Origin of the sequence: Duganella sp. sic0402, assembly GCF_019219065.1 — a bacterium.
In the GTDB taxonomy this organism is placed as follows: domain Bacteria; phylum Pseudomonadota; class Gammaproteobacteria; order Burkholderiales; family Burkholderiaceae_D; genus Rugamonas.
Map to the genome: position 1 here is coordinate 680,645 of NZ_JAHUWK010000002.1, position 19,342 is coordinate 699,986.

Genomic DNA, 19,342 nt, shown 5'->3' on the forward strand with positions numbered 1-19,342 from the left:
CTTTCATAGTTTAGGCACCATGTAGCCGAGGCCGCGCACGTTCTGAATCAGTTCGGCGCCCAGCTTTTTGCGCAAGCCGTGAATATAGACTTCCACCGCATTGCTGTTGACTTCGTCCTTCCAGCTATACAGTTTTTCTTCCAGCTGATGGCGCGACAGCACGATGCCAGGCCGCGCGATCAGCGCTTCCAGCACTGCCCATTCGCGTGCCGACAGGCTGACCGGCTTACCATCGGCGATGACTTCGCGGGTTTGCGGATTGACGGTGACGTTGCCGTGTTCGAACACCGGTTCGGCGCGGCCGGCCGAACGGCGCAGCAGCGCGCGGATGCGGGCCAGCAGTTCGTCCAGGTCATAGGGTTTGAGTACGTAGTCGTCGGCGCCGGCGTCCAGGCCGGCGATGCGCTGCTCCTTGGCGTCGCGCGCGGTGGCGATCAGCACCGGCGTCAGCTCCTTGCGCAGACGCATCGAGCGCAGCACTTCCAGGCCGTCCTTGCGCGGCAGACCCAGGTCCAGCAGCACCAGGTCATACGTCTGGGTTTGCAAGGCGGTATCGGCCATGTCGCCGTCCTTGACCCAGTCAACCGCGTAGTGCTCGGCGCGCAGCAGGTCGAGCACTACCTCGCCGATCATCGTATCGTCTTCTACCAGCAGAAGTCGCATATTGTTATTCCTTTCTGTTTTTGTTCAGCGTTCTCTGCCGGCCCGAAGCTTACCCCAGGCGGACCGGTATGAAGATTTTATCGTCGCCGCGCTGGATCAGCAATGCCACCGATTTGGAGGACTTGCCGACCATCTCGCGCACCTGGTCGATGCTGTTGACCGGGCGGCCGTTCACCGACAGCAGCACGTCGCCCGGCTGCACGCCGGCGCTGGCCGCCGCGCCGCCTGCGTCCTGGATCAGCAGACCGTTAGGCAGACCAGCCTCCTGGCGTTCCGCCGGATTCAGCGGACGCAACGCCAGGCCGAGGCGCAGCTTGGCCGAAGCCTGATCGCCGGAGGCGTCCGCCTGCGCCGCCACTTTATCATTGGCGTTGCCCAGCGTGGCGCTGATCTGCACCGGTTTACCCTGGCGCCAGACATCCAGGGTGATTTTCTCACCCGGCGTCGACAGGCCAACCATCGACGGCAAATCGACCGAGCTGATGATCTTCTGGCCATTCAGCGAGCGGATCACGTCGCCAGCTTTCAGTCCGGCCTTGTCGGCCGGACTGCCGCGCTCCACATTCGAGATCAGCGCGCCTTCCGGGGTGGCCAGGTTGAAGGAATCGGCAAAGCCCTGATTCACTTCCTGCACCGTCACGCCCAGCTTGGCGTGCACCACCTTGCCGGTGGCGACGATCTGGTTCTTGATCTTGTTCGCCACATCAATCGGGATGGCAAACGACAAGCCCTGGTAGCCGCCGGTCTGGCTATAAATCTGCGAGTTGATACCGACCACCTCGCCGCGCGTGTTGAACAGCGGGCCGCCGGAGTTACCCGGATTGACCGCCACGTCGGTCTGGATGAAGGGCACGTTACCATCCGGCAGCGAGCGGCCCTTGGCGCTGACCACGCCGGCGGTCACGGTGTTATCCAGGCCGTAGGGCGAGCCGATCGCCAGCACCCATTCGCCGACTTTCAGGTCGTTGCTCTTGGCCAATGGCACCACCGGCAAGTTCTTGGCATCGATCTTCAGCACCGCGACATCGCTTTGCGGATCGGAACCCAGCACCTTGGCGCGGAATTCGCGGCGGTCGGTCAGTTTGACCACCACCTCGGTAGCGTCGCGCACCACGTGCGCATTGGTCAGGATGATGCCGTCCGGGCTGATGATGAAGCCGGAGCCAAGGCCGTGCGTCGGCATCTGGCGCTGCTGGCCGCGCTGCTGGCCTTGGAAGCGGCGGAAAAATTCGTAGAACGGATCGTCGGCAAATGGATCGTTGCGGCCTTGCGGGCCGTCGCCATCGTAGGCGGTCTTGGTACTGCCGGTGACATTGATGTTGACCACCGCCGGGCCGTTATGGGCGACGATGACGCTGAAGTCAGGCAGGGAAATGGCCGGTGCAGCGACTGGCGCTGGCGCGGCGGCGACTGCCGGGGCGACCATGGCGACAGTGGGCGCGTTGGCGGCAGCCACGGCGGCATTCTGCTTGACTGCGACCGCACCGCCGACGCCGACCACGCCCAGTACGGCGACGGCGATGGCGGCACGCTTGAGAGTAGTGTTGGACATAACGGTTCTCCTATGCATGAGACTTTAGATGTATCTAATATGAGCCTAAAAACTTAGGCGCTGCTTAGAAAATCGCGGCCGAAATATCTTGTTACAACGCAAAACTGGCCGGATAACCGGCCAGTTGCAAGGACTACATGATAGCGGAATCAGGCAGCGCGCTGCTCCAGCGCGGTCACGTTGTCACCACCGTCGATGACGATTTTACGTGGTTTCAGCGCTTCCGGAATCTCACGCACCAGTTCGATGGTCAGCATGCCGTTGTCGAAGCTGGCGCCGGTCACTTTGACGTGGTTGGCCAGCTGGAAGCGCTGTTCGAAGTCGCGGGCGGCGATGCCGCGGTGCAGGAAGGTGCGCTCGGTGGCGTCCTTCTGCTTGCGGCCAACCACGGTCAGCGAATCACGCTCGAAGGTGATGTCGATTTCCGCACGGCTGAAGCCTGCCAGCGCCATCACGATGCGGTATTGGTCATCCGATACCAGTTCGATGTTGTAGGGAGGATAGCTAGGGGCATCGTTGCGCTGGGCGTCGTTCAGCATTTGTGCCAGACGATCAAAGCCGATGGCGGAACGGTACAGTGGGGCGAGGTCGAAAGTACGCATGATAGATATCCTTTTAAAAATAAGCGATAAGTTGATATTCGGGGAGCATCCCCTCTCGCGGTCCCCATCTGGGCAACCGCTGAGTCCCATATAAGTCGCCTCCAAACGCTTTCAAGAGCTTTTTTTGAAAAATTTTTCGTTTCCCGCGTGCTACACTCTTTTTCTTGTCAACCGTTTTATCAAACAATTATGTCCCTGACTCGTGCCGTACTTGCCGGCCTGCTGGCTACCGCCCTCAGCGCCCAGGCAGCTTCCATTTCCGAACAGCCCTATCCGGGCACCATCGTGCTGAAAGTGGACGCCACCAATAATGCGCAACAGATCTTCCGCGTCACCCAGAACATCCCGGCCCAGCCAGGCAAACTGACCCTGCTGTATCCGCAATGGGTGGTGGCCAACCACGGCCCGAGCGGCGCGCTGAACCAGTTCGCCGGCCTCAAGGTCAGCACCGGCGGCAAGCCGCTGCAATGGAAGCGTGATCCGCTCGACGTATGGGCCTTTAGCATCGAGGTGCCGAACGGCGCCAGCTCGGTGGACGTGGAATTCCAGTACGTGTCGCCGGTCGAGGCCAACCAGGGCCGCACCACCTTCACCAATGACATCCTGGGCGTGCAGTGGCAATCGCTGGCGCTGTATCCGGCCGGCTACCGCAGCCGCAACATCACCGTGCAGCCCAACCTGACCGTGCCGCCGGGCTGGCAGTTCGGCAGCGCGCTGGAAGTGGCCGAGCGCAAGGGCGATCAGATCGCCTTCAAGCCGCTCGACCTGGAAACCCTGCTCGACTCGCCGCTGTTTGCCGGCCGCTACTTCCGCCGCATCGACCTCGATCCGGGCGCCAAGCTGCCGGTGCACCTGAACCTGGTGGCCGACAGCGCCGAACAGCTGGAAGCGACGCCGGAACAGATCGCGCCGCACCGCGAGCTGATCCAGCAAGCCTACAAGCTGTTCAACGCCAAGCATTACAAGCACTATGACTTCCTGCTGGCCATCAGCGATGAATTCGGCGGCATCGGCCGCGAGCATCACCAGTCCAGCGAGAACGGCGTCAAGCAGGGCTACTTCACCGAATGGAAAAAATACGAAGCGCGCCGCGAGCTGCTGCCGCATGAATTCACCCACTCGTGGAATGGCAAGTTCCGCCGTCCGGACGGCCAGGACGTGCCGAACTTCAACACCCCGCTCGACAACACCCTGCTGTGGGTGTATGAAGGCCAGACCCAATACTGGGGCGCGGTGCTGGCCGCCCGTTCCGGCCTGATCAATCCTGAGCACACCCGCGACCAGCTGGCTGCCTCGGCCGCCCGCCTGGACAACGTCAAGGGCCGCGAATGGCGCGCGGTGCAGGACACCACCTACGATCCTATCGTCAACGCCCGCCGTCCGCAGGTATGGAACAACTGGCAGCGCGGCGAGGACTACTACCAGGAAGGCCAGCTGATCTGGCTGGACGCCGACACCAAGATCCGCGAACTGTCCGGCGACAAGCGTTCGCTGAACGATTTCGCGCGCGCCTTCTTCGGCGTCGACGACGGCATGTATGTCGCCAAGCATTACACCTTTGACGAAGTGGTGAAAACACTCAACAGTGTCCAGCCTTATGACTGGGCCGCCTTCCTGCGCAGCCGCGTCGACAGCAACGGCCCCGGCGCACCGCTGGACGGCCTGGCGCGCGCCGGCTGGAAGCTGGTGTACGCCGACAAGCAGACCGAATTCCTCAAGGCGCAGGAAGATCTGAGCAAATCGGCCAACTTCCAGTACTCGCTGGGCTTCTCGGTTAGCGCGGAAGGCAAGCTGGAATCCTTCATCTGGGAAGGCGTGGGCTTTAAGGCCGGCCTGTCGGGCAACACCACGCTGCTGGCAGTGAACGGCCGCGCCTACAAAGCCGAGCTGCTGCGCGCGGCCATCACGGCGGCCAAGACCGCGAAGGAGCCGATCAACCTGCTGGTCAAAAAAGGCAATCTGTACAAAACCGTGGCGCTGGACTACCACGACGGCCTGAAATACCCGCGCCTGGAGCGCATCAAGGGCACACCGGATCGCCTGACGGACATCCTCAAGCCGCTGAAATAAGCAGCGTCACGCCGCGTCCGCTTGTACAGGGCGCGGCATTGCGGCCGGATGGATTATCGTTACGAGAATTCATCCGGAGGACCACACATGCTGACCTTGCATACCTGGACCACGCCCAACGGGCGCAAGATCCCCATCATGCTGGAAGAGCTGGGCCTGGAATACGATATCCTGGCAGTCGACATCAGCAAGGGCGAGCAGTTCAAGCCGGAATTCCTGGCCATCTCCCCGAATAACAAAATCCCTGCCATCGTCGAAACGGACAGCAACGGCAACAGCTTCAGCATGTTCGAAAGCGGCGCCATCCTGACCTATCTGGCCGAGCGCACAGGCAAGCTGCTGCCCGCCTCCGGCCCGGAACGCTACAAGGTGCTGGAATGGCTGCACTGGCAGATCGGCGGGCTCGGTCCTATGCTGGGCCAGGCCGGTTTCTTTGCCGTGCGCTCGGAAGAAAAATCGCAGCTCGCCATCGCCCATTTCGTCGAGGAAGCGGACCGCCTGCTGGGTGTGATGGACAAGCAGCTGGCCAAGCACGCCTACATCGCCGGTGACGCTTACAGCATTGCCGACATTGCCTGCTATCCGTGGACCGTGGCAGTGCTGGACAAAATGCAGCCGGTGCTGGGCGAGCAGCTGGCACGCAAGCCGCAGCTGCAACGCTGGCTGAAGATGATAGGCGCGCGCCCGGCCGTGCAGCGCGGCATGGCTTTACCGAAAGTGGACTAAGCTGTATGCTGCGCCCATGAACAATGACACCGACATCCAGCTCAGCGGCCCCTTCAAGGCCACCGACGGCTCCGGCCGTGCCCACGACGCCAAGGCGATCCGCATCTTCGACGAAGGTTACGGTGCGATCGAGGTCTACGTGGATTTCAAAGCGCCCATCAGCGGCTTGCACAAAGACAAGGCGCTGATCGCCACCGTGGTCGCGCAGCTGCGCAGCGTCGGCTACAAAGGCCCGGACCTGGTCGCCGGCGACCCGGTGCTGCAGGAAAGCCGCCTGTTGGTGCTGGACACGCCCGATGAATTCAACGCCTTCGCCGCCAGCAAGGGCTGGAAAGACCTGTCGGAAGACTTTTAAAACAGGTAGCGGCCGGCCCAGGCCGCAATCAGATTGGCGACATAGACCGCATCCTCACGCCGGGTGAGCAAGTGGTCGGCGTCGTCCAGCGAGACAAAACTTTTGGGATGCTTGGCGGCGGTGAAAATTTCCATCGCATTGCCCAGGCTGACCGTATCGTCGCCCGGCGCATGCATCACCAGCAGCGCCCGTCGCAAGGCGGCAATCTGCAGCTTTAAATCATGCCCGCCCGCATCGTCAACAAACTGTTGCTTGATGCGGAAAGGACGGCCCGCCAGTTGCACCTCTGCCTCGCCCTCTCTTTCGATTTGTTCCAGATGCTTGCCAAACATGCCGGTCACGTAGACCGGATGCGCGGGCGCGGCAATGGTGGCGATGGCTTGCACCTCGGGCATCTGCGCCGCTGCAGCCAGCACCGCCGCACCGCCCAGGCTGTGGCCGATCAGCAGCGACGGCGCCTGTCCGGCCGCGCGCATGAAGTCAGCGGCCGCCACCAGGTCCTCCAGATTGGAGGAGAAATTAGTATTGGCAAACTCCCCTTCACTCGCGCCCAGACCGGTAAAGTCAAAGCGCAGCACGGCGATGCCGTGCTCGGTCAACGCTTCCGCCACGCGCCGGGCGGCCAGCACGTCTTTGCCGCAGGTAAAGCAGTGGGCGAACAGTGCGTAGGAGCGCACTTCTCCCTCCGGGCCATCCAGCCGTGCGGCCAGCTTGTGCCCATGGGCGCCGATGAATTCCAGTCGTTGTGATTTCATGGGCGTACTGTATCACCTAGCCGAACAGGCCGTGAAGATACCAGCGCGGTTCGCGGTTCCTGGCGGAGGGGTCGCGCTCCCTGAACAGCCAGTAATGCGCATGGTCTTCGCCCTCGGCCATGAAATAGTCGCGGCTTTGCATCGTGCCCCACCAGCCGGCCTCGATCCGCTCAGCGCTGGAACGGATGCGCAGCGGCGAGCCGTAATAAGGCCGGTGGTCGCGCATCAGCAACGGTATCGGCTGCGGTAGCAGCCAGGCCGGACGCGGCAGGCTGGTCAGGTCCGGCGGCAACTGGGCGCGGGCGTCGGCCGGGCGGATTTTCTCCTGTATGCTGCGCCACACATTTGCCTGCTCGGGCCGATAGTCGGCGCTGGGCGCGGCCTGTAACACATTCTCCGCGCCGAGCCGCGCGGCCAGCAGTTCCAGCAGGCGCTGCCAGTCTTCCTTGCTGCCGCCCGGCTCGGGGAATAGCGAGTCGCTGGGCGGCGCCATCGCCTGCACCTGCGGCGCTTCCAGCCGCAAACCGATCACCGGCGCGTCCAGTACCTGCTTGGCCAGGCGCTCTTTCAGCAGCCGCAACAGATGACCGTCTTTCCAGGTCGGCTCGGCCAGCACGATCTCAATGACGGTGGGCGGGCCGGCGATACGGCCCCGCTCGTGCTCCAGCAGCAGCTGGATGCGCTCCACCGCCAGCTGCCGTGCGCACAGCCAGCCGGTCAGTTGCAGCAGCAGGCGGTGTGCGCCGAACAACAGCGCTGCCGCATTTTCCACCCGGTCAAACAGCTCCAGCCTGGCGTGGAAGCTGGCCGGCGGCTGCAACCATTGATGCAGCTCGGGACGGGCGCCATGCGCATCGTCCAGCATGTCCAGCAGGCCACGGCCGCAACGGCGCTGCAAGCCGGGGCGCGGCAGCCGGCGCAGCGTGCCCAGCGTCAGGCAGCCTATGCCTTCCATCCAGTCCAGATAGGCGCGCGCCGGCGGCAGCAGGCCCACCGGCAGCACCTCCAGGCGGCGCTCCAGCGACGCCATCGTCAGCGCTCTCCCCGCATCGCTGCGCGCCAGCAGCCAGGCGCCGCGCGCGGTAGGCGCGCAACTCAGCGCGCCGGTAAAGCCCAGCGCGCGCACGCTGTCCGCCACCTTGTGACAGAGCGCACGGATGCCGCCAAACAGCCGCAGGCTGGCGCCGACATCCAGCAGCAGCGTGGCCTCTTCTGCTTGCGCCAGCTGGGGCGTGAATTGCAGCAGCGCCAGCGCCACCGCTTGCAGTGCTTCCGCTTCCAGCGGCAGCGAGCGCTGCTGGAACTGCGATTGCGGCGCCAGCATGATGGCGCCGCCGCGCCGCATATTCAGACGTACGCCAGCGTCGTGCGCCAGCTCCGACATGGCGGCCACTCGTTCCTGCTCCAGCACCACCGTGCACTGATCAGTTGACCAGCGTGGGCTGAATACTTCGAGCGGCAGCCGTGGCAGGTGTAGAGCGATCCAGAGGCGCATGGCGTTGAAGCAAGGCAGGAGTTAACGGTAAAAATAATGGGGTATCACGCTGCGGCCCGCGACGTTTGACAAAGCCGATGTCGACGCCGCCCGCTGCCGGCTTCAGCGACAAGCGCAACGGCGCCGGCGAGGCTTCGCGCACCGCCGCCAGCGGCCGCAGCATGCAGAACAAGGACTCGCCGCTTTGCGCCGCCAGGTGTAGCCGGCGCAAGGTTTCAGCGCGCATCTGCTTTTGCCAGAACAGCAGCGCGCCACAGCAGCCGCTGCGCAGGATTTGCTCGGCGGCCCACAGCGCATCGCTTTCCCTGGCGCCGCTGCGCACCCACAGCAGCTGCGACGGTTCCAGCCCCAGCGCCGCCAGCGCCAGCGCCTGTGGCGCATGCGGCGGCTGCAACAGCACAATCGGGCGCTTGCCCAGCGCGGCCAGCGCCGGCTGCAGCAAACGCAACTCGCCGATGCCGTGTTGCTGCACCAGCAGGTCGATCAGCGTGCCCAGCGGCCAGCCGCCGCCGGGCAACTGCGCGGACAAGGCGGCAAAGCCGGTGTCCATGCAGCGCGTGGCGCTTTGGGCGAGCTGATCCGCCCGCCATAGCGACGGGTGCAGGGTTTCCGGGTGTGTCATGGTATTGTACCGCAAATACTGTATAAATACACAGTACTCTTCACACCGGAATTTGGCAAGCCTTATCTGCCTTGCTGTACCATGGCATCAGAATAATGATTGAAGGAAGCACTTTGCAAACGATACAACTGGTGGGCGCCGTTCTATTCGGCCTGGCGCTGCTGCACACCTTTGCCGCCAAGTCTTTCGCACTGCTGTCGCACCGCTATCCGCGCCACGCCGGGCTGTTCCATCTGCTGGGCGAGGTGGAGGTGGTGTTTGGTTTCTGGGCGTTTGTTCTGATGCTCGCGCTGGCCCTGCTCAACGGCGGCCAGGCCGCCATCGCCTACGCCGAATCGCGCCATTACACCGAGCCGCTGTTTGTGTTTGCGGTGATGGTGGTGGCGGCCTCGCGTCCGGTGCTGGACATCGTGCAGCGCGTGCTACTGGCGCTGGCCAGACGGATGCCGGTGCAGACCGAACTGGCGCTGGTCTGGCTGGGCCTGGCGCTGGTGCCGCTGACCGGTTCGCTGATCACCGAGCCGGCCGCGATGACGCTGGCCGCGCTGATGCTGGCGCCGCTGATCTTCCGCGACGGCATGCCGGAATGGCTCAAGTATGCGGCGCTGGGCGTGCTGTTCGTCAATATCTCCATCGGCGGCATGCTGACTTCCTATGCCGCGCCGCCGGTGTTGATGGTAGCCGCCACCTGGCAATGGGATACCGCCTACATGGCCGCGCATTTCGGCTGGAAGGCGGCGCTGGCGGTGCTGGTCAACGCCAGCGTGATCAGCTTCATGCTGCGCAAGCACCTGCAAGCGCCGGCTGACAGCGCGGCCTCGGCCGCACCCACGGTGCCGCTGGCGGTGACACTAATCCATCTCGGCTTCCTGGCGGCGGTGGTGGCGCTGGGCCATCATCCGGTGCTGTTCCTGGGCCTGTTCATGCTGTTCCTGGGATTCACCACGGCCTACCCCCGCTATCAAAGCCCGCTGATCATCAAGGAAGGCCTGCTGGTCGGCTTCTTCCTGGCCGGGCTGGTGGTACTGGGAGGGATGCAGCAATGGTGGTTGCAGCCGATTGTGGAAAGCCTGTCGCCGCTGGCCCTGTTCTTCGGCGCCATGAGCCTGACCGCGATTACCGACAACGCCGCGCTGACCTATCTCGGCTCGCTGATCGACGGCATCCCGGCCGAAGCGCAATACATGCTGATGGCGGGCGCCGTCACCGGCGGCGGCCTGACAGTCATCGCCAACGCCCCCAACCCGGCCGGCGCCGCGCTGCTGCGTAGCGGCTTCCGCGACCAATCCATCGGCGCCCTCGGCCTGCTAGCCGGCGCCCTCGCCCCCACCGCCGTCGCTGCCATCGCCTTCCTGTTGCTTTAAGCGGCGATGGAGACGCGCAGCTGCAATCCCAGCGCGCGCGTCACTTTCAGAATCGTGGCAAAGCTTGGGTTGCCCTCTTCAGAGAGGGCTTTGTACAAACTTTCCCGGCCAAGTCCAGTATCGCTCGCCAACTGCGTCATCCCATGCGCCCGCGCGATATGACCTAAAGCCTTGGCAATAAACGCGACATCATCCCCCGCCTCTTCGAGACACGCATCAAAATACAAAGCAATATCCTCCTTGCTGTTGAGATGTTCAACGCTATCCCATTTCCTTAGCTTAAGCGACATACCCCCTCCTTACACTTTCGCTGCCAGTATTCGAGCTTTCTTGATGTCCTTTATCTGAGAGGACTTATCTCCGCCTGCCAAAAGGATAATCAACACGTCCCCACGGAGGGTGTAATACACGCGATAGCCAGGTCCATAGTCAATTCGCATCTCCGATACGCCTGCGCCAACAAACTTATGGTCGCCAAAATTACCGTCCTCGGCGCGATCAATCCGCACTTGAATGCGAACCTTGGCCTTCTTATCCTTGATTCCGCTAAACCAAGAACTGAAATCTGATGTCTGTAGAACGTCCATTAAATTGTATTCCATGGGATACGACATAACAAGGACGATTCTATTTGCCAAAAACTCGTCTGTTTTGATCATCGTCATGGCCTAGTCGTTTAGACGGTTCTTGCACCTTTTGGTTGCACCACGTCCTGCGTACGATGGGTTGATGTTTAACTGATTGGGGATGGATGATGAAATGGGCTGCGGTGTTGATGTTGTTGTGCGGGCTGGCGCATGCGGACGATGGAACTCAGCGGGCGCAGCGCGCGGGGAAGACTTTGATCGGTCAGCCAGGACCGGCAGCCACGCTGACGTCAATTGATGGCCAGCGCATCGATCTGGCGGCGCTGTACGGCAAGCAGCCGGTGTATCTGAAGTTCTGGGCAACCTGGTGCAAGCCGTGCAACGAGCAAGCGCCGGAATTTGAAAAGCTGTATCAGCAGTACAGCAAGCGCATCGCGGTGGTGGCGGTAAATACCGGCTACAGCGAAACCGAAGCCGACGTGCGCGCCTTCCAGGCGAAATACAAGCTGCACATGCCGGTGGTGATTGACGACGGCAGCCTGGCCGGCAAGCTGAATCTGCGCGTCACGCCGCAGCATGTGATCATCGACGCCAGTGGCCGCATCGTGCATGTCGGCCATCTGGACGACAAAGCCTTGCGCGATGCGCTGGAAAAAGTCGCCACCACCAAACCTGCCGCCGGCGCGATTCCGCTGACTCCGCAAGGCAGCGCACCGGCGACCTTTAAAACCGGCGACCGCGTGACAGGCATCAGCATCACCACGCTGGCCGGCAAGAAGCTGTCGTTCGGCCCAGGCAAGCCGCGCACGCTGGTGTTCTTCTCGCCATGGTGCGTATCCTATCTGCGCGACACCCGCCCCGCCGTTTCCGCCGCTTGCGAGCGGGTACGCATCGAAAGCGAGAAGCTGTCCAAAGAACGCGGCAGCGAATGGCTGGCCATCTCATCACCGCTATGGACCTCGCGTGCCGAACTAGCCGACTATGCCAAGCAACATCGCACCACCATTCCGCTCGCGCTGGATGAAAACGGCGATGTCTTCCGCGCCTTCGGCGTGCAGAACATCCCGACGGTCATCACGCTGGATGGGCAAGGCCGCATCAGCAAAGTAACTACGCCATGAAGCAAGCAGATCTCGCCAGCCTGCTGACGCTTGCGGCCTTATGGGGCGCATCGTATCTGTTCATGCGCGTTGGCGCGGGCGAGTTCGGCGCACTGACGATGGCGGGCGCGCGCGCAGCCGGCGCCGCGCTGCTGCTGTTGCCGCTGCTGGCAAGGCGCGATGGCAGGCTGGCGGCACTGCGCGAGAACTGGCGGCGCATCGCGCTGGTCGGCATGAGCAATTGCACGCTGCCCTTCCTGCTGTTTGGCTATGCGGCGCTAAGCATCAATGCCAGCCTGTCGGCGATCTTCAATGCCGCCACGCCTTTGTACGCGGCCATCATCGGCTGGCTGTGGATAGGAGAACGCATCGATGCGGCACGCGCGGCGAGCCTGGCGCTGGGCTTCGTTGGCGTGACATGGCTGGTGTGGGATGGTGCGGGCTACAAGAATGGCGCGACTGCCTGGGCGGTGCTGGCCTGTGTGGCGGCGACCATGTTATATGCCTTCTCCGCCCACTACAGCAAGCAGCGCCTCGCGCATGTCGATCCTTTTGCCGTGGCAGCCGGCAGCCAGCTCAGTTCCGCGATGGTGCTGGCGGTTCCAGCACTGGTCTGGCGTCCGGCAACCATGCCGTCGACGCAAGCGTGGCTGGCGTTGCTGGCATTGACGGTTGCCAGCACGGCGTTGGCCTATGTGCTGTTCTTCCGCTTGATTGCGCGTATCGGCGCGGCGAAGACGATGGCCGTGCCTTTCCTGGTGCCGGCGTTTGGCGTGCTGTGGGGCGTGCTGTTTCTGGATGAGGTGTTCAGCGCGAAGATGGCGCGTGGCGCAGCGCTGATCGTCGCAGGTACGGCGCTAACCACCGGTGTATTCAAACGCGGCGATGACGAGCGAAAAACCCCAGCATCATCTTGCTTGCATTCGGGCCGGAACGGTCATTGAATTTGAGTGAGGCGTCACCGCCGCTCCAGGCGTGCTCCAGCTTTTCGACCTGGGCGACGCGCAGCATGAGTTTGCGGCCTTCGTAGTAGTCGAGCAGGCGGTAGTGGCGTTTTTCTGTGAGCTTGGCTGGTGCTGACAGGCGATTCAGCAGCAGGCTTTGGCGCGTCAGCTCGATCTGGTTGATGGATTTGACGACGTTGTCGCTCTCGCCCTGAAACAGTATCGCGGGCATGCCGGGGAATTGCTGATGGCGTTGCAGGATCGCGTGGGCAGCGATGTCGGCATTCATGCCGAGGGCGCCGTGCTTCATGACGCTCAGTGCGCCCAGTGAGCTGTGTCCCGCACCGAACACGGGGCCTGAATGCAGGCCGATGGCGGCAAACAGGCCTGGATGGTTTAGTGCGAGGATGTGGGCCATTCCGGCACCCGCCGAGATGCCTGCGACGTAAATGCGCGAGCGGTCGATGTCGTACTGCGTCAGCACTTTGTGGATGATGCTGATGATGGTTGGGACATCTCCACCACCTTCCTGCGTGGCGCGCTCATACCATTTCCAGCAGCGGTGCGGATGGCTGCTGGCCGATTGCTGCGGATAGAGAACGGCGCAGCCCATTTTCTCGGCATGCAGGTTCATGCGCGTACCTTGCGCAAATTGGGTGGCGGTTTGCTGGCAGCCGTGCAGCATGACGACTAGCGGCATGCCTTTTTCAGAGCGATTGTCTGGCAAGTAAAGCCAGTAGTTCATACGCTGCCCGACTGCGTTCGGCACATAGCCTGAAAGCCATTTCCCCGGCGCGACGGCAGGCGATGGTGCGCTCGCCACCGTACGAACCGGGCGCGTGGCGCGAACGGCCAATGGCGCGGCGGATGCGCTGGAGGTGGCACCTGGTTTGGCGGCACGCGGTTTACGCGGCTTGGGTGGCTTAGGCGGCGCCGTGGCGGCGGCGAATAGCTTGGCGGTGCGCGTGCCGGCGCGGATCAGACTACGTAGCAGCTTTCCGGTCTTAGCCATCGCAACGTCCTCCTGTTGCAAATCAGTCTACCGGAAAGCAGCGCAGCCGCGCGTTCGCTAACGCGCTTAACGCGCTAACGTTGTTAACGCAGCATCGACTCCCATACTTTCTGCAAACGCTTGGCCGATACCGGCATCGGCGTCCTCAGTTCCTGCGCAAACAGCGACACGCGCAGTTCTTCCAGCATCCAGCGGAATTCCACCATTTTCGGATCGGTGTTCTTGCCAGCCGATTTATCGCGGCTCACGCGCAGATAGGCTGCGGCGGCCTGCTGCCATTCGGCCATCAGTTTGGTATCGCGCGCCGGATCGCCACGCAGCTTTTCCATCCGCACATTCATCGCCTTCAGATAGCGCGGGAAATGCGACAGCTGGCTGTATTCATTCTCTTGCAGGAAGCGCTTGTGCACCAAGCCTTGCAGTTGCTGCTGCATATCCTGCGCCACCTGTTGCGGCAAGCCCTGCAGACGCTTTGGCAAGCCGTGGAATTCGGTCAGCACCTGCGACAGCAGACGTGCGATCTCATTCACCAGCAGCACCAGGCGCGACTTGCCTTCGTCCTTGCGCTTGGCGAAGCTGGCAGCGTCAATCGGCAGTGGGTCTTGCAGACAGGCGATGTCCAGCGCCTTATTGATGATCTGCTCGCGCAATTCCTCTTGGGTGCCCATGCTCATGAACTGCATGCCCATTTGTTGCAGGTTGGGGATGCTCTTTTCGATGAACTTGATCTGGTCTTTCATCTGCAAGGCGAACAGGCGGCGCAGGCCGATGCGGTGGGTGCGCGCCGCGACCGTTGGGTCGTCGAAGACTTCCAGGTCGCAGTGGCTGCCTTTGTCCACCAGCGCAGGGAAGCCGATCAAGGTCAGTTTGCCTTGGGCGATTTCCAGTAGCTCAGGCAGTTCGCCGAAGGTCCACGAGGTCAGATTGGTCAGGGTGATGTTGCTGGTCGCGGTCGGTGCGGATTCAGCACGGGCGCCGGCTTTCGCCGGTGCGACGGGTGTTGCCGGGATCACTGCGCGGGCGGCGACCGTCGACTGCGGGCCGGAGGCTTCCGCCATCTTCTGGAAGCTCTCGCGCGCCTGGGTGCCGTATTCCGCCTGCAAGGTGGCGAGATTGCGGCCCATGTCCAGCTGGCGGCCATGCTCGTCGATCACCTTGAAATTCATGAAGTGGTGGGCCGACAGCGTCTCCGGCTTGAAGTCGGTGGTCAGCGGCATGATCGTGATCTGCGCGCGGATATCGGCGATGATGGCGTCAACCAGCTCGCCCCGGCCGAATGCGTGCTTCTCTTCGATGCGCTCGCAGAACTTGGCAGCATACTCCGGCAGCGGCACGCAATGACGGCGCAGCTTTTGCGGCAGGGATTTCAGCAGCAGATGCACCTTCTCCTTCAGCATGCCCGGCACCAGCCACTCGCAACGTTCGCGCGACAGCTGATTCAGCGCATACAGCGGCACCGCCAGCGTCACGCCATCGCGCACACTGCCTGGCTCGAAGTGATAGGTCAGCGCCAGCTCCAGGCCTGACACGTTCATCTTTTTCGGGAACAGATCGGTGGTCACGCCGGCGGCTTCGTGGCGCATCAGTTCATCGCGGTTCAGGAACAGCAGCTTCGGTTCATTGGCCGTGACATCCTTATGCCACTTCTCGAAACCGGCGCCATTCACCACCTCGGCCGGTATCAGCTTGTCGTAGAAGGCGGCGATCAGCTCATCGTCCACCAGCACGTCCTGGCGGCGCGACTTGTGTTCGAGGTTCTCGATCTCTTTAATCAGCTTGTGGTTGTGCACGAAGAAAGGCGCACGCGTCTCGTAATCGCCACCAACCAGCGCATCGCGGATGAAGATCTCACGTGCCTCGGCCGGATTGAACAAACCGTAGTTGATGCGGCGCTGGCTGTACACCACCAGCCCGTACAAGGTCGCCCGTTCGGAGGCAGTGACCTGCGCCGACCGTTTTTCCCAACGCGGTTCGCCCCAGGATTTTTTCAGCAGGTGGCCGCCGACCTTCTCCAGCCATTCCGGCTGGATCTGCGCGATGCAGCGCGCATACAGGCGGGTGGTGTCCACCAGCTCCGCCGCCATGATCCACTTGCCCGGCTTCTTGCTCAGCGAGGAACCCGGCCAGATATTGAATTTGATGCCGCGCGCGCCGAGGAAGCCCGGATCGTCTTCCTGCTTGAAGCCGACGTTGCCCAGCAGGCCAGTCAGCAGCGCCAGGTGCAGGTTCTCATAAGTAGCAGGCGTTTCATTCAGGCGCCAGCCTTGTTCCTTGACGATGGTCAGCAGTTGCGAGTGCACGTCGCGCCACTCGCGCAAGCGCAGTTGCGACAGGAAGTTGCTACGGCAGTTGTCCTGCAGCTGGCGATTAGTCTTCTTGTGCTCAATCGCGTTTTCAAACCAGTTCCAGATCTTGACGAAGCTGAGGAATTCGGACTTCTCGTCGGCGAATTTCTTGTGCGCTTCATCCGCTGCCTGCTGGTGCTCCAGCGGACGGTCGCGCGGGTCTTGCACCGACAGCGCGGACGCGATGATCAGCACTTCGTTCAGGCAAACGTTGTCCAGCGCAGCGAGGATCATGCGGCCGACGCGCGGGTCCAGCGGCAGTTTGGCCAGCTTCTTGCCCAGCGGCGTGATCTGATTGTATTCATCGACCGCGCCCAGCTCTTGCAGCAGCTGGTAGCCGTCGGCGATCGCGCGCGCCAGCGGCGGTTCGATGAACGGGAAAGTCTCCACATCGGCCAGATGCAGGGTCTTCATGCGCAGGATGACGGAGGCCAGCGACGAACGCAGGATTTCCGGCTCGGTAAATTTCGGCCGCTGCAGGAAGTCCTGCTCGTCGTACAGGCGGATGCAGACGCCATCCGCCACACGGCCGCAACGGCCCGCGCGCTGGTTGGCGGCCGACTGCGCAATCGGCTCGATCTGCAACTGCTCGACCTTGTTGCGGTAGCTGTAGCGCTTCACCCGCGCCAGGCCGGCGTCCACCACATAGCGGATGCCGGGCACGGTCAGCGAAGTCTCGGCCACGTTGGTGGACAACACGATGCGGCGCGCGTTGGTGGTGCGGAACACGCGCTCCTGCTCCTCGGCCGACAAGCGCGCGAACAGCGGCAGGATTTCCACATGCGGCGGATGGTGCTTGCGCAGCGCTTCGGCGACATCGCGGATTTCGCGTTCGCCAGGCAGGAACACCAGGATGTCGCCCGCGCCGATGCGCGCCAGTTCATCAACGCCGTCGACGACCGCGTCCATCAGGTCGCGCTTTTCGCGGGCGGCGGCGGTGCGGGCGCCCTTGCCTTCGGCGTTGGCAACGGCCGGATTCACCACATCGCTTTCAATCGGGCGATAGCGCACTTCCACTTTGTACAGGCGGCCGGACACCTCGATCACCGGCGCCGGTTTCTCCGGCGTGCCGAAATGGCGCGCGAAGCGGTCGGCGTCGATGGTTGCCGAAGTGATGATGATTTTCAGGTCGGGACGGCGCGGCAGCAGCTGCTTCAGGTAGCCAAGCAGGAAGTCGATGTTCAGGCTGCGTTCGTGCGCCTCGTCGATGATGATGGTGTCATAGGCCTTGAGCAGCGGGTCGCTTTGCGTTTCGGTCAGCAAGATACCGTCGGTCATCAGCTTGACCGAGGCGCCTTTTTGCAGCGTGTCGGCGAAGCGGACCTTGAAGCCGACGTGTTCGCCCAGCGGCGAACCGAGTTCCGCCGCGATGCGCTTGGCGGTCGAGGACGCGGCGATACGGCGCGGCTGGGTGTGGCCGATCAGGCCTTTCTGGCCACGGCCCAGTTCCAGGCAGATTTTCGGCAGCTGGGTGGTTTTACCGGAACCGGTTTCACCCGAGACGATGAGGACTTGATTATTTTGCAGCGCTTCGGCGATTTCGTGGCGGCGGCCGGAGACCGGCAGGTCTTCCGGGAAGGTGATCGGCGGCAGCGGATTGCGGAAATTGCGCTCGGCCTCGCGCGCAGCCAGCTGTTCCGGCGTCAGGTTGGGACGCGGTGGTTTCTGCCCGGAGCGGCCATTCTGCGCTTGCGCAGGACGGGGAGTCGCTTTTTGTGGACGGCTAGGCTGAGTTTTTGGCTTGTTGCTGGCTTCTGACATTGTTTTTTACAAAGGTATTTGGCGCGGACGTCGCGCCCCGAATTATAATGCGGCTAATGGAAAACCCTACCCAATTCGTCCAATGGCTGCGCTCTGTCGCTCCCTACATCCACGCTTTCCGTGGCAAGACCTTCGTGGTCGCCTTCCCTGGTGAACTGGTGGCTGCCGGCGCCCTGCCGGTGCTGGCCCACGACCTGTCGCTGCTGCACGCGCTGGACATCAACGTCACCGTCATCTACGGCTCACGGCCGCAGGTCGCCGAACAACTGGCCCTGCGTAACGTCGAAGGCCGCTTCCACAACGGCGTGCGGATCACCGACACCGCCGCCATGGAGTGCGCCAAGGAAGCCGCCGGCGAGCTGCGCCTCGACATCGAGGCCGCGTTCAGCCAGGGCTTGCCGAACACGCCGATGTCGAACGCGGCGATCCGTATCATTTCCGGCAACTTCATCACCGCCAAGCCGCTTGGCGTGATCAATGGCGTGGACCTGGAACTGACCGGCGTCACCCGCAAGGTCGACGCGGAGACCATCCACTCCATCCTCGGTTCGGACGGTCTGGTGCTGCTGTCGCCGCTGGGTTTCTCGCCGACCGGCGAGGCGTTCAACCTGACCATGGAAGACGTGGCCTGCAGCACCGCCATCGCCCTGCACGCCGATAAACTGATCTTCATCACCGAAACCCCGCTGATGACCGACGCCAGCGGCGCGGAAATCCGCGAACTGTCGTCGCACCAGGCGGAAGCCGTGCTGCAGGCGGGCTTCCTGCCCGACGCCACCGCCTTCTACCTGAAGCACTGCATCAAGGCCTGCGACAACGGCGTGGAGCGCTCGCACATCGTTTCCTTCGACATGGACGGCTCGGCGCTGCTGGAGCTGTTCACCCACGATGGCGTGGGCACCATGATCTCGCACGAAAACCTGGAATCGCTGCGCACCGCCACAATTGAGGACGTTGGCGGGATTATCAAGCTGATCGAACCACTGGAAGCCGACGGCACGCTGGTCAAGCGCGGCCGCGAACTGATCGAGCGCGAAATCGAGATGTTCTCGGTGATCGAGCACGATGGCGTGATCTTCGGCTGTGCGGCGCTGTATCCGTTCCCGGAACAGAAAATGGCTGAAATGGCATGCCTGACTGTCAACCCTGACGTGCAAGGCCAGGGCGACGGCGACCGGATACTCAAGCACATGGAAAACCGCGCCCGCGCGCTCGGCATCAACAAGCTGTTCGTGCTGACCACCCGCACCGCGCACTGGTTCATCAAACGCGGCTTTGCGCCGGCCACCGTGGACGCCCTGCCGAAGGACCGTCAACGCATGTATAACTGGCAGCGCAAATCCCAGGTTTTGATTAAGACCTTATAATCACTATTTTACAGATAGCTTT

At 62.6% G+C, this 19,342-nt stretch carries 17 protein-coding genes; 7 read left to right on the top strand and 10 right to left on the bottom strand.

Annotated features, from left to right (window positions below; genetic code table 11):
* Positions 1 to 3: 3 nt before the first annotated feature.
* From KW842_RS08680 to KW842_RS08690, 3 genes are all read right to left on the bottom strand, one after another.
* Positions 4 to 663, bottom strand: coding sequence for a response regulator transcription factor (locus KW842_RS08680; protein WP_090182067.1), 660 nt, complete (start codon positions 661 to 663; stop codon positions 4 to 6).
* Between the two features lie 49 nt (positions 664 to 712).
* Complete coding sequence (locus KW842_RS08685; protein ID WP_373925152.1) at positions 713 to 2,215, bottom strand: Do family serine endopeptidase; 1,503 nt, start codon at positions 2,213 to 2,215, stop codon at positions 713 to 715.
* Between the two features lie 149 nt (positions 2,216 to 2,364).
* On the bottom strand, positions 2,365 to 2,817 hold the full coding sequence (locus tag KW842_RS08690; RefSeq protein ID WP_218303671.1) for an Hsp20 family protein: 453 nt from the start codon (positions 2,815 to 2,817) through the stop codon (positions 2,365 to 2,367).
* Positions 2,818 to 3,006: 189 nt separating this feature from the next.
* Between KW842_RS08690 and KW842_RS08695 the strand changes: the two genes are divergently transcribed.
* The 3 genes from KW842_RS08695 (at position 3,007) to KW842_RS08705 (ending at position 5,968) form a co-directional block, all read left to right on the top strand.
* Positions 3,007 to 4,887, top strand: coding sequence for a M61 family metallopeptidase (locus KW842_RS08695; protein ID WP_218303672.1), 1,881 nt, complete (start codon positions 3,007 to 3,009; stop codon positions 4,885 to 4,887).
* A gap of 87 nt (positions 4,888 to 4,974) precedes the next feature.
* The gene (locus tag KW842_RS08700) at positions 4,975 to 5,613 is read left to right on the top strand and encodes a glutathione S-transferase family protein (protein ID WP_218303673.1); all 639 of its coding nucleotides are present in this window, start codon (positions 4,975 to 4,977) and stop codon (positions 5,611 to 5,613) included.
* 16 nt (positions 5,614 to 5,629) lie between these two features.
* Positions 5,630 to 5,968, top strand: a complete 339-nt coding sequence (locus tag KW842_RS08705) for a hypothetical protein (protein WP_218303674.1) — start codon at positions 5,630 to 5,632, stop codon at positions 5,966 to 5,968.
* Here the strand turns inward: KW842_RS08705 and KW842_RS08710 are convergent.
* Genes KW842_RS08710 through imuA form a run of 3 tightly spaced genes read right to left on the bottom strand, consistent with a single transcriptional unit; the run spans position 5,965 to position 8,840 of the window.
* Positions 5,965 to 6,723 (bottom strand): S9 family peptidase, encoded by a 759-nt coding sequence (locus tag KW842_RS08710; RefSeq protein ID WP_218303675.1) that lies wholly within the window; start codon positions 6,721 to 6,723, stop codon positions 5,965 to 5,967. The two genes, KW842_RS08705 and KW842_RS08710, sit on opposite strands and share 4 nt — an antisense overlap.
* Before the next feature lie 16 nt (positions 6,724 to 6,739).
* Positions 6,740 to 8,218 carry a DNA polymerase Y family protein gene (locus KW842_RS08715; RefSeq protein WP_218303676.1) on the bottom strand — a complete coding sequence of 493 codons (1,479 nt, stop codon included), beginning with the start codon at positions 8,216 to 8,218 and terminating at the stop codon, positions 6,740 to 6,742.
* Positions 8,148 to 8,840 (bottom strand): translesion DNA synthesis-associated protein ImuA, encoded by a 693-nt coding sequence (gene imuA, locus KW842_RS08720; RefSeq protein ID WP_218303677.1) that lies wholly within the window; start codon positions 8,838 to 8,840, stop codon positions 8,148 to 8,150. Before imuA ends, KW842_RS08715 begins: the two co-directional genes overlap by 71 nt.
* Positions 8,841 to 8,953: 113 nt before the next feature.
* Between imuA and KW842_RS08725 the strand changes: the two genes are divergently transcribed.
* Positions 8,954 to 10,204 carry a putative Na+/H+ antiporter gene (locus KW842_RS08725; protein ID WP_218303678.1) on the top strand — a complete coding sequence of 417 codons (1,251 nt, stop codon included), beginning with the start codon at positions 8,954 to 8,956 and terminating at the stop codon, positions 10,202 to 10,204.
* Here KW842_RS08725 and KW842_RS08730 read toward each other — a convergent pair.
* Positions 10,201 to 10,494: an addiction module antidote protein gene (locus KW842_RS08730; RefSeq protein WP_218303679.1), complete on the bottom strand. Its 294-nt coding sequence runs from the start codon at positions 10,492 to 10,494 to the stop codon at positions 10,201 to 10,203. The genes KW842_RS08725 and KW842_RS08730 overlap by 4 nt on opposite strands.
* 9 nt (positions 10,495 to 10,503) lie before the next feature.
* On the bottom strand, positions 10,504 to 10,791 hold the full coding sequence (locus KW842_RS08735; protein ID WP_373925154.1) for a type II toxin-antitoxin system RelE/ParE family toxin: 288 nt from the start codon (positions 10,789 to 10,791) through the stop codon (positions 10,504 to 10,506).
* Positions 10,792 to 10,955: 164 nt separating this feature from the next.
* On the opposite strand from KW842_RS08735, the gene KW842_RS08740 reads away from it, so the two are divergent.
* Together KW842_RS08740 and KW842_RS08745 are read left to right on the top strand one after the other, a co-directional pair.
* Positions 10,956 to 11,912, top strand: coding sequence for a TlpA disulfide reductase family protein (locus tag KW842_RS08740; RefSeq protein ID WP_218303680.1), 957 nt, complete (start codon positions 10,956 to 10,958; stop codon positions 11,910 to 11,912).
* Complete coding sequence (locus tag KW842_RS08745; RefSeq protein ID WP_218303681.1) at positions 11,909 to 12,835, top strand: DMT family transporter; 927 nt, start codon at positions 11,909 to 11,911, stop codon at positions 12,833 to 12,835. The genes KW842_RS08740 and KW842_RS08745 overlap by 4 nt, the downstream gene beginning before the upstream one ends.
* Here the strand turns inward: KW842_RS08745 and KW842_RS08750 are convergent.
* Together KW842_RS08750 and hrpA are read right to left on the bottom strand one after the other, a co-directional pair.
* Positions 12,765 to 13,847, bottom strand: coding sequence for a PHB depolymerase family esterase (locus tag KW842_RS08750; RefSeq protein WP_218303682.1), 1,083 nt, complete (start codon positions 13,845 to 13,847; stop codon positions 12,765 to 12,767). The two genes, KW842_RS08745 and KW842_RS08750, sit on opposite strands and share 71 nt — an antisense overlap.
* A gap of 83 nt (positions 13,848 to 13,930) precedes the next feature.
* The gene (hrpA, locus tag KW842_RS08755) at positions 13,931 to 17,953 is read right to left on the bottom strand and encodes an ATP-dependent RNA helicase HrpA (protein WP_218303683.1); all 4,023 of its coding nucleotides are present in this window, start codon (positions 17,951 to 17,953) and stop codon (positions 13,931 to 13,933) included.
* Positions 17,954 to 18,009: 56 nt separating this feature from the next.
* On the opposite strand from hrpA, the gene argA reads away from it, so the two are divergent.
* Positions 18,010 to 19,320: an amino-acid N-acetyltransferase gene (gene argA / locus KW842_RS08760; RefSeq protein ID WP_218303684.1), complete on the top strand. Its 1,311-nt coding sequence runs from the start codon at positions 18,010 to 18,012 to the stop codon at positions 19,318 to 19,320.
* Positions 19,321 to 19,342: the final 22 nt, after the last annotated feature.

Coding starts and splice junctions, on each gene's coding strand:
- KW842_RS08740 (WP_218303680.1), top strand. CDS start 10,956: ATGATGAAATGGGCTGCGGTGTTGATGTTGTTGTGCGGGCTGGCGCAT.
- KW842_RS08695 (WP_218303672.1), top strand. CDS start 3,007: ATGTCCCTGACTCGTGCCGTACTTGCCGGCCTGCTGGCTACCGCCCTC.
- KW842_RS08690 (WP_218303671.1), bottom strand. CDS start 2,817: ATGCGTACTTTCGACCTCGCCCCACTGTACCGTTCCGCCATCGGCTTT.
- KW842_RS08735 (WP_373925154.1), bottom strand. CDS start 10,791: ATGGACGTTCTACAGACATCAGATTTCAGTTCTTGGTTTAGCGGAATC.
- argA (WP_218303684.1), top strand. CDS start 18,010: ATGGAAAACCCTACCCAATTCGTCCAATGGCTGCGCTCTGTCGCTCCC.
- KW842_RS08685 (WP_373925152.1), bottom strand. CDS start 2,215: ATGTCCAACACTACTCTCAAGCGTGCCGCCATCGCCGTCGCCGTACTG.
- imuA (WP_218303677.1), bottom strand. CDS start 8,840: ATGACACACCCGGAAACCCTGCACCCGTCGCTATGGCGGGCGGATCAG.
- hrpA (WP_218303683.1), bottom strand. CDS start 17,953: ATGTCAGAAGCCAGCAACAAGCCAAAAACTCAGCCTAGCCGTCCACAA.
- KW842_RS08715 (WP_218303676.1), bottom strand. CDS start 8,218: ATGCGCCTCTGGATCGCTCTACACCTGCCACGGCTGCCGCTCGAAGTA.
- KW842_RS08710 (WP_218303675.1), bottom strand. CDS start 6,723: ATGAAATCACAACGACTGGAATTCATCGGCGCCCATGGGCACAAGCTG.
- KW842_RS08680 (WP_090182067.1), bottom strand. CDS start 663: ATGCGACTTCTGCTGGTAGAAGACGATACGATGATCGGCGAGGTAGTG.
- KW842_RS08750 (WP_218303682.1), bottom strand. CDS start 13,847: ATGGCTAAGACCGGAAAGCTGCTACGTAGTCTGATCCGCGCCGGCACG.
- KW842_RS08700 (WP_218303673.1), top strand. CDS start 4,975: ATGCTGACCTTGCATACCTGGACCACGCCCAACGGGCGCAAGATCCCC.
- KW842_RS08745 (WP_218303681.1), top strand. CDS start 11,909: ATGAAGCAAGCAGATCTCGCCAGCCTGCTGACGCTTGCGGCCTTATGG.
- KW842_RS08705 (WP_218303674.1), top strand. CDS start 5,630: ATGAACAATGACACCGACATCCAGCTCAGCGGCCCCTTCAAGGCCACC.
- KW842_RS08730 (WP_218303679.1), bottom strand. CDS start 10,494: ATGTCGCTTAAGCTAAGGAAATGGGATAGCGTTGAACATCTCAACAGC.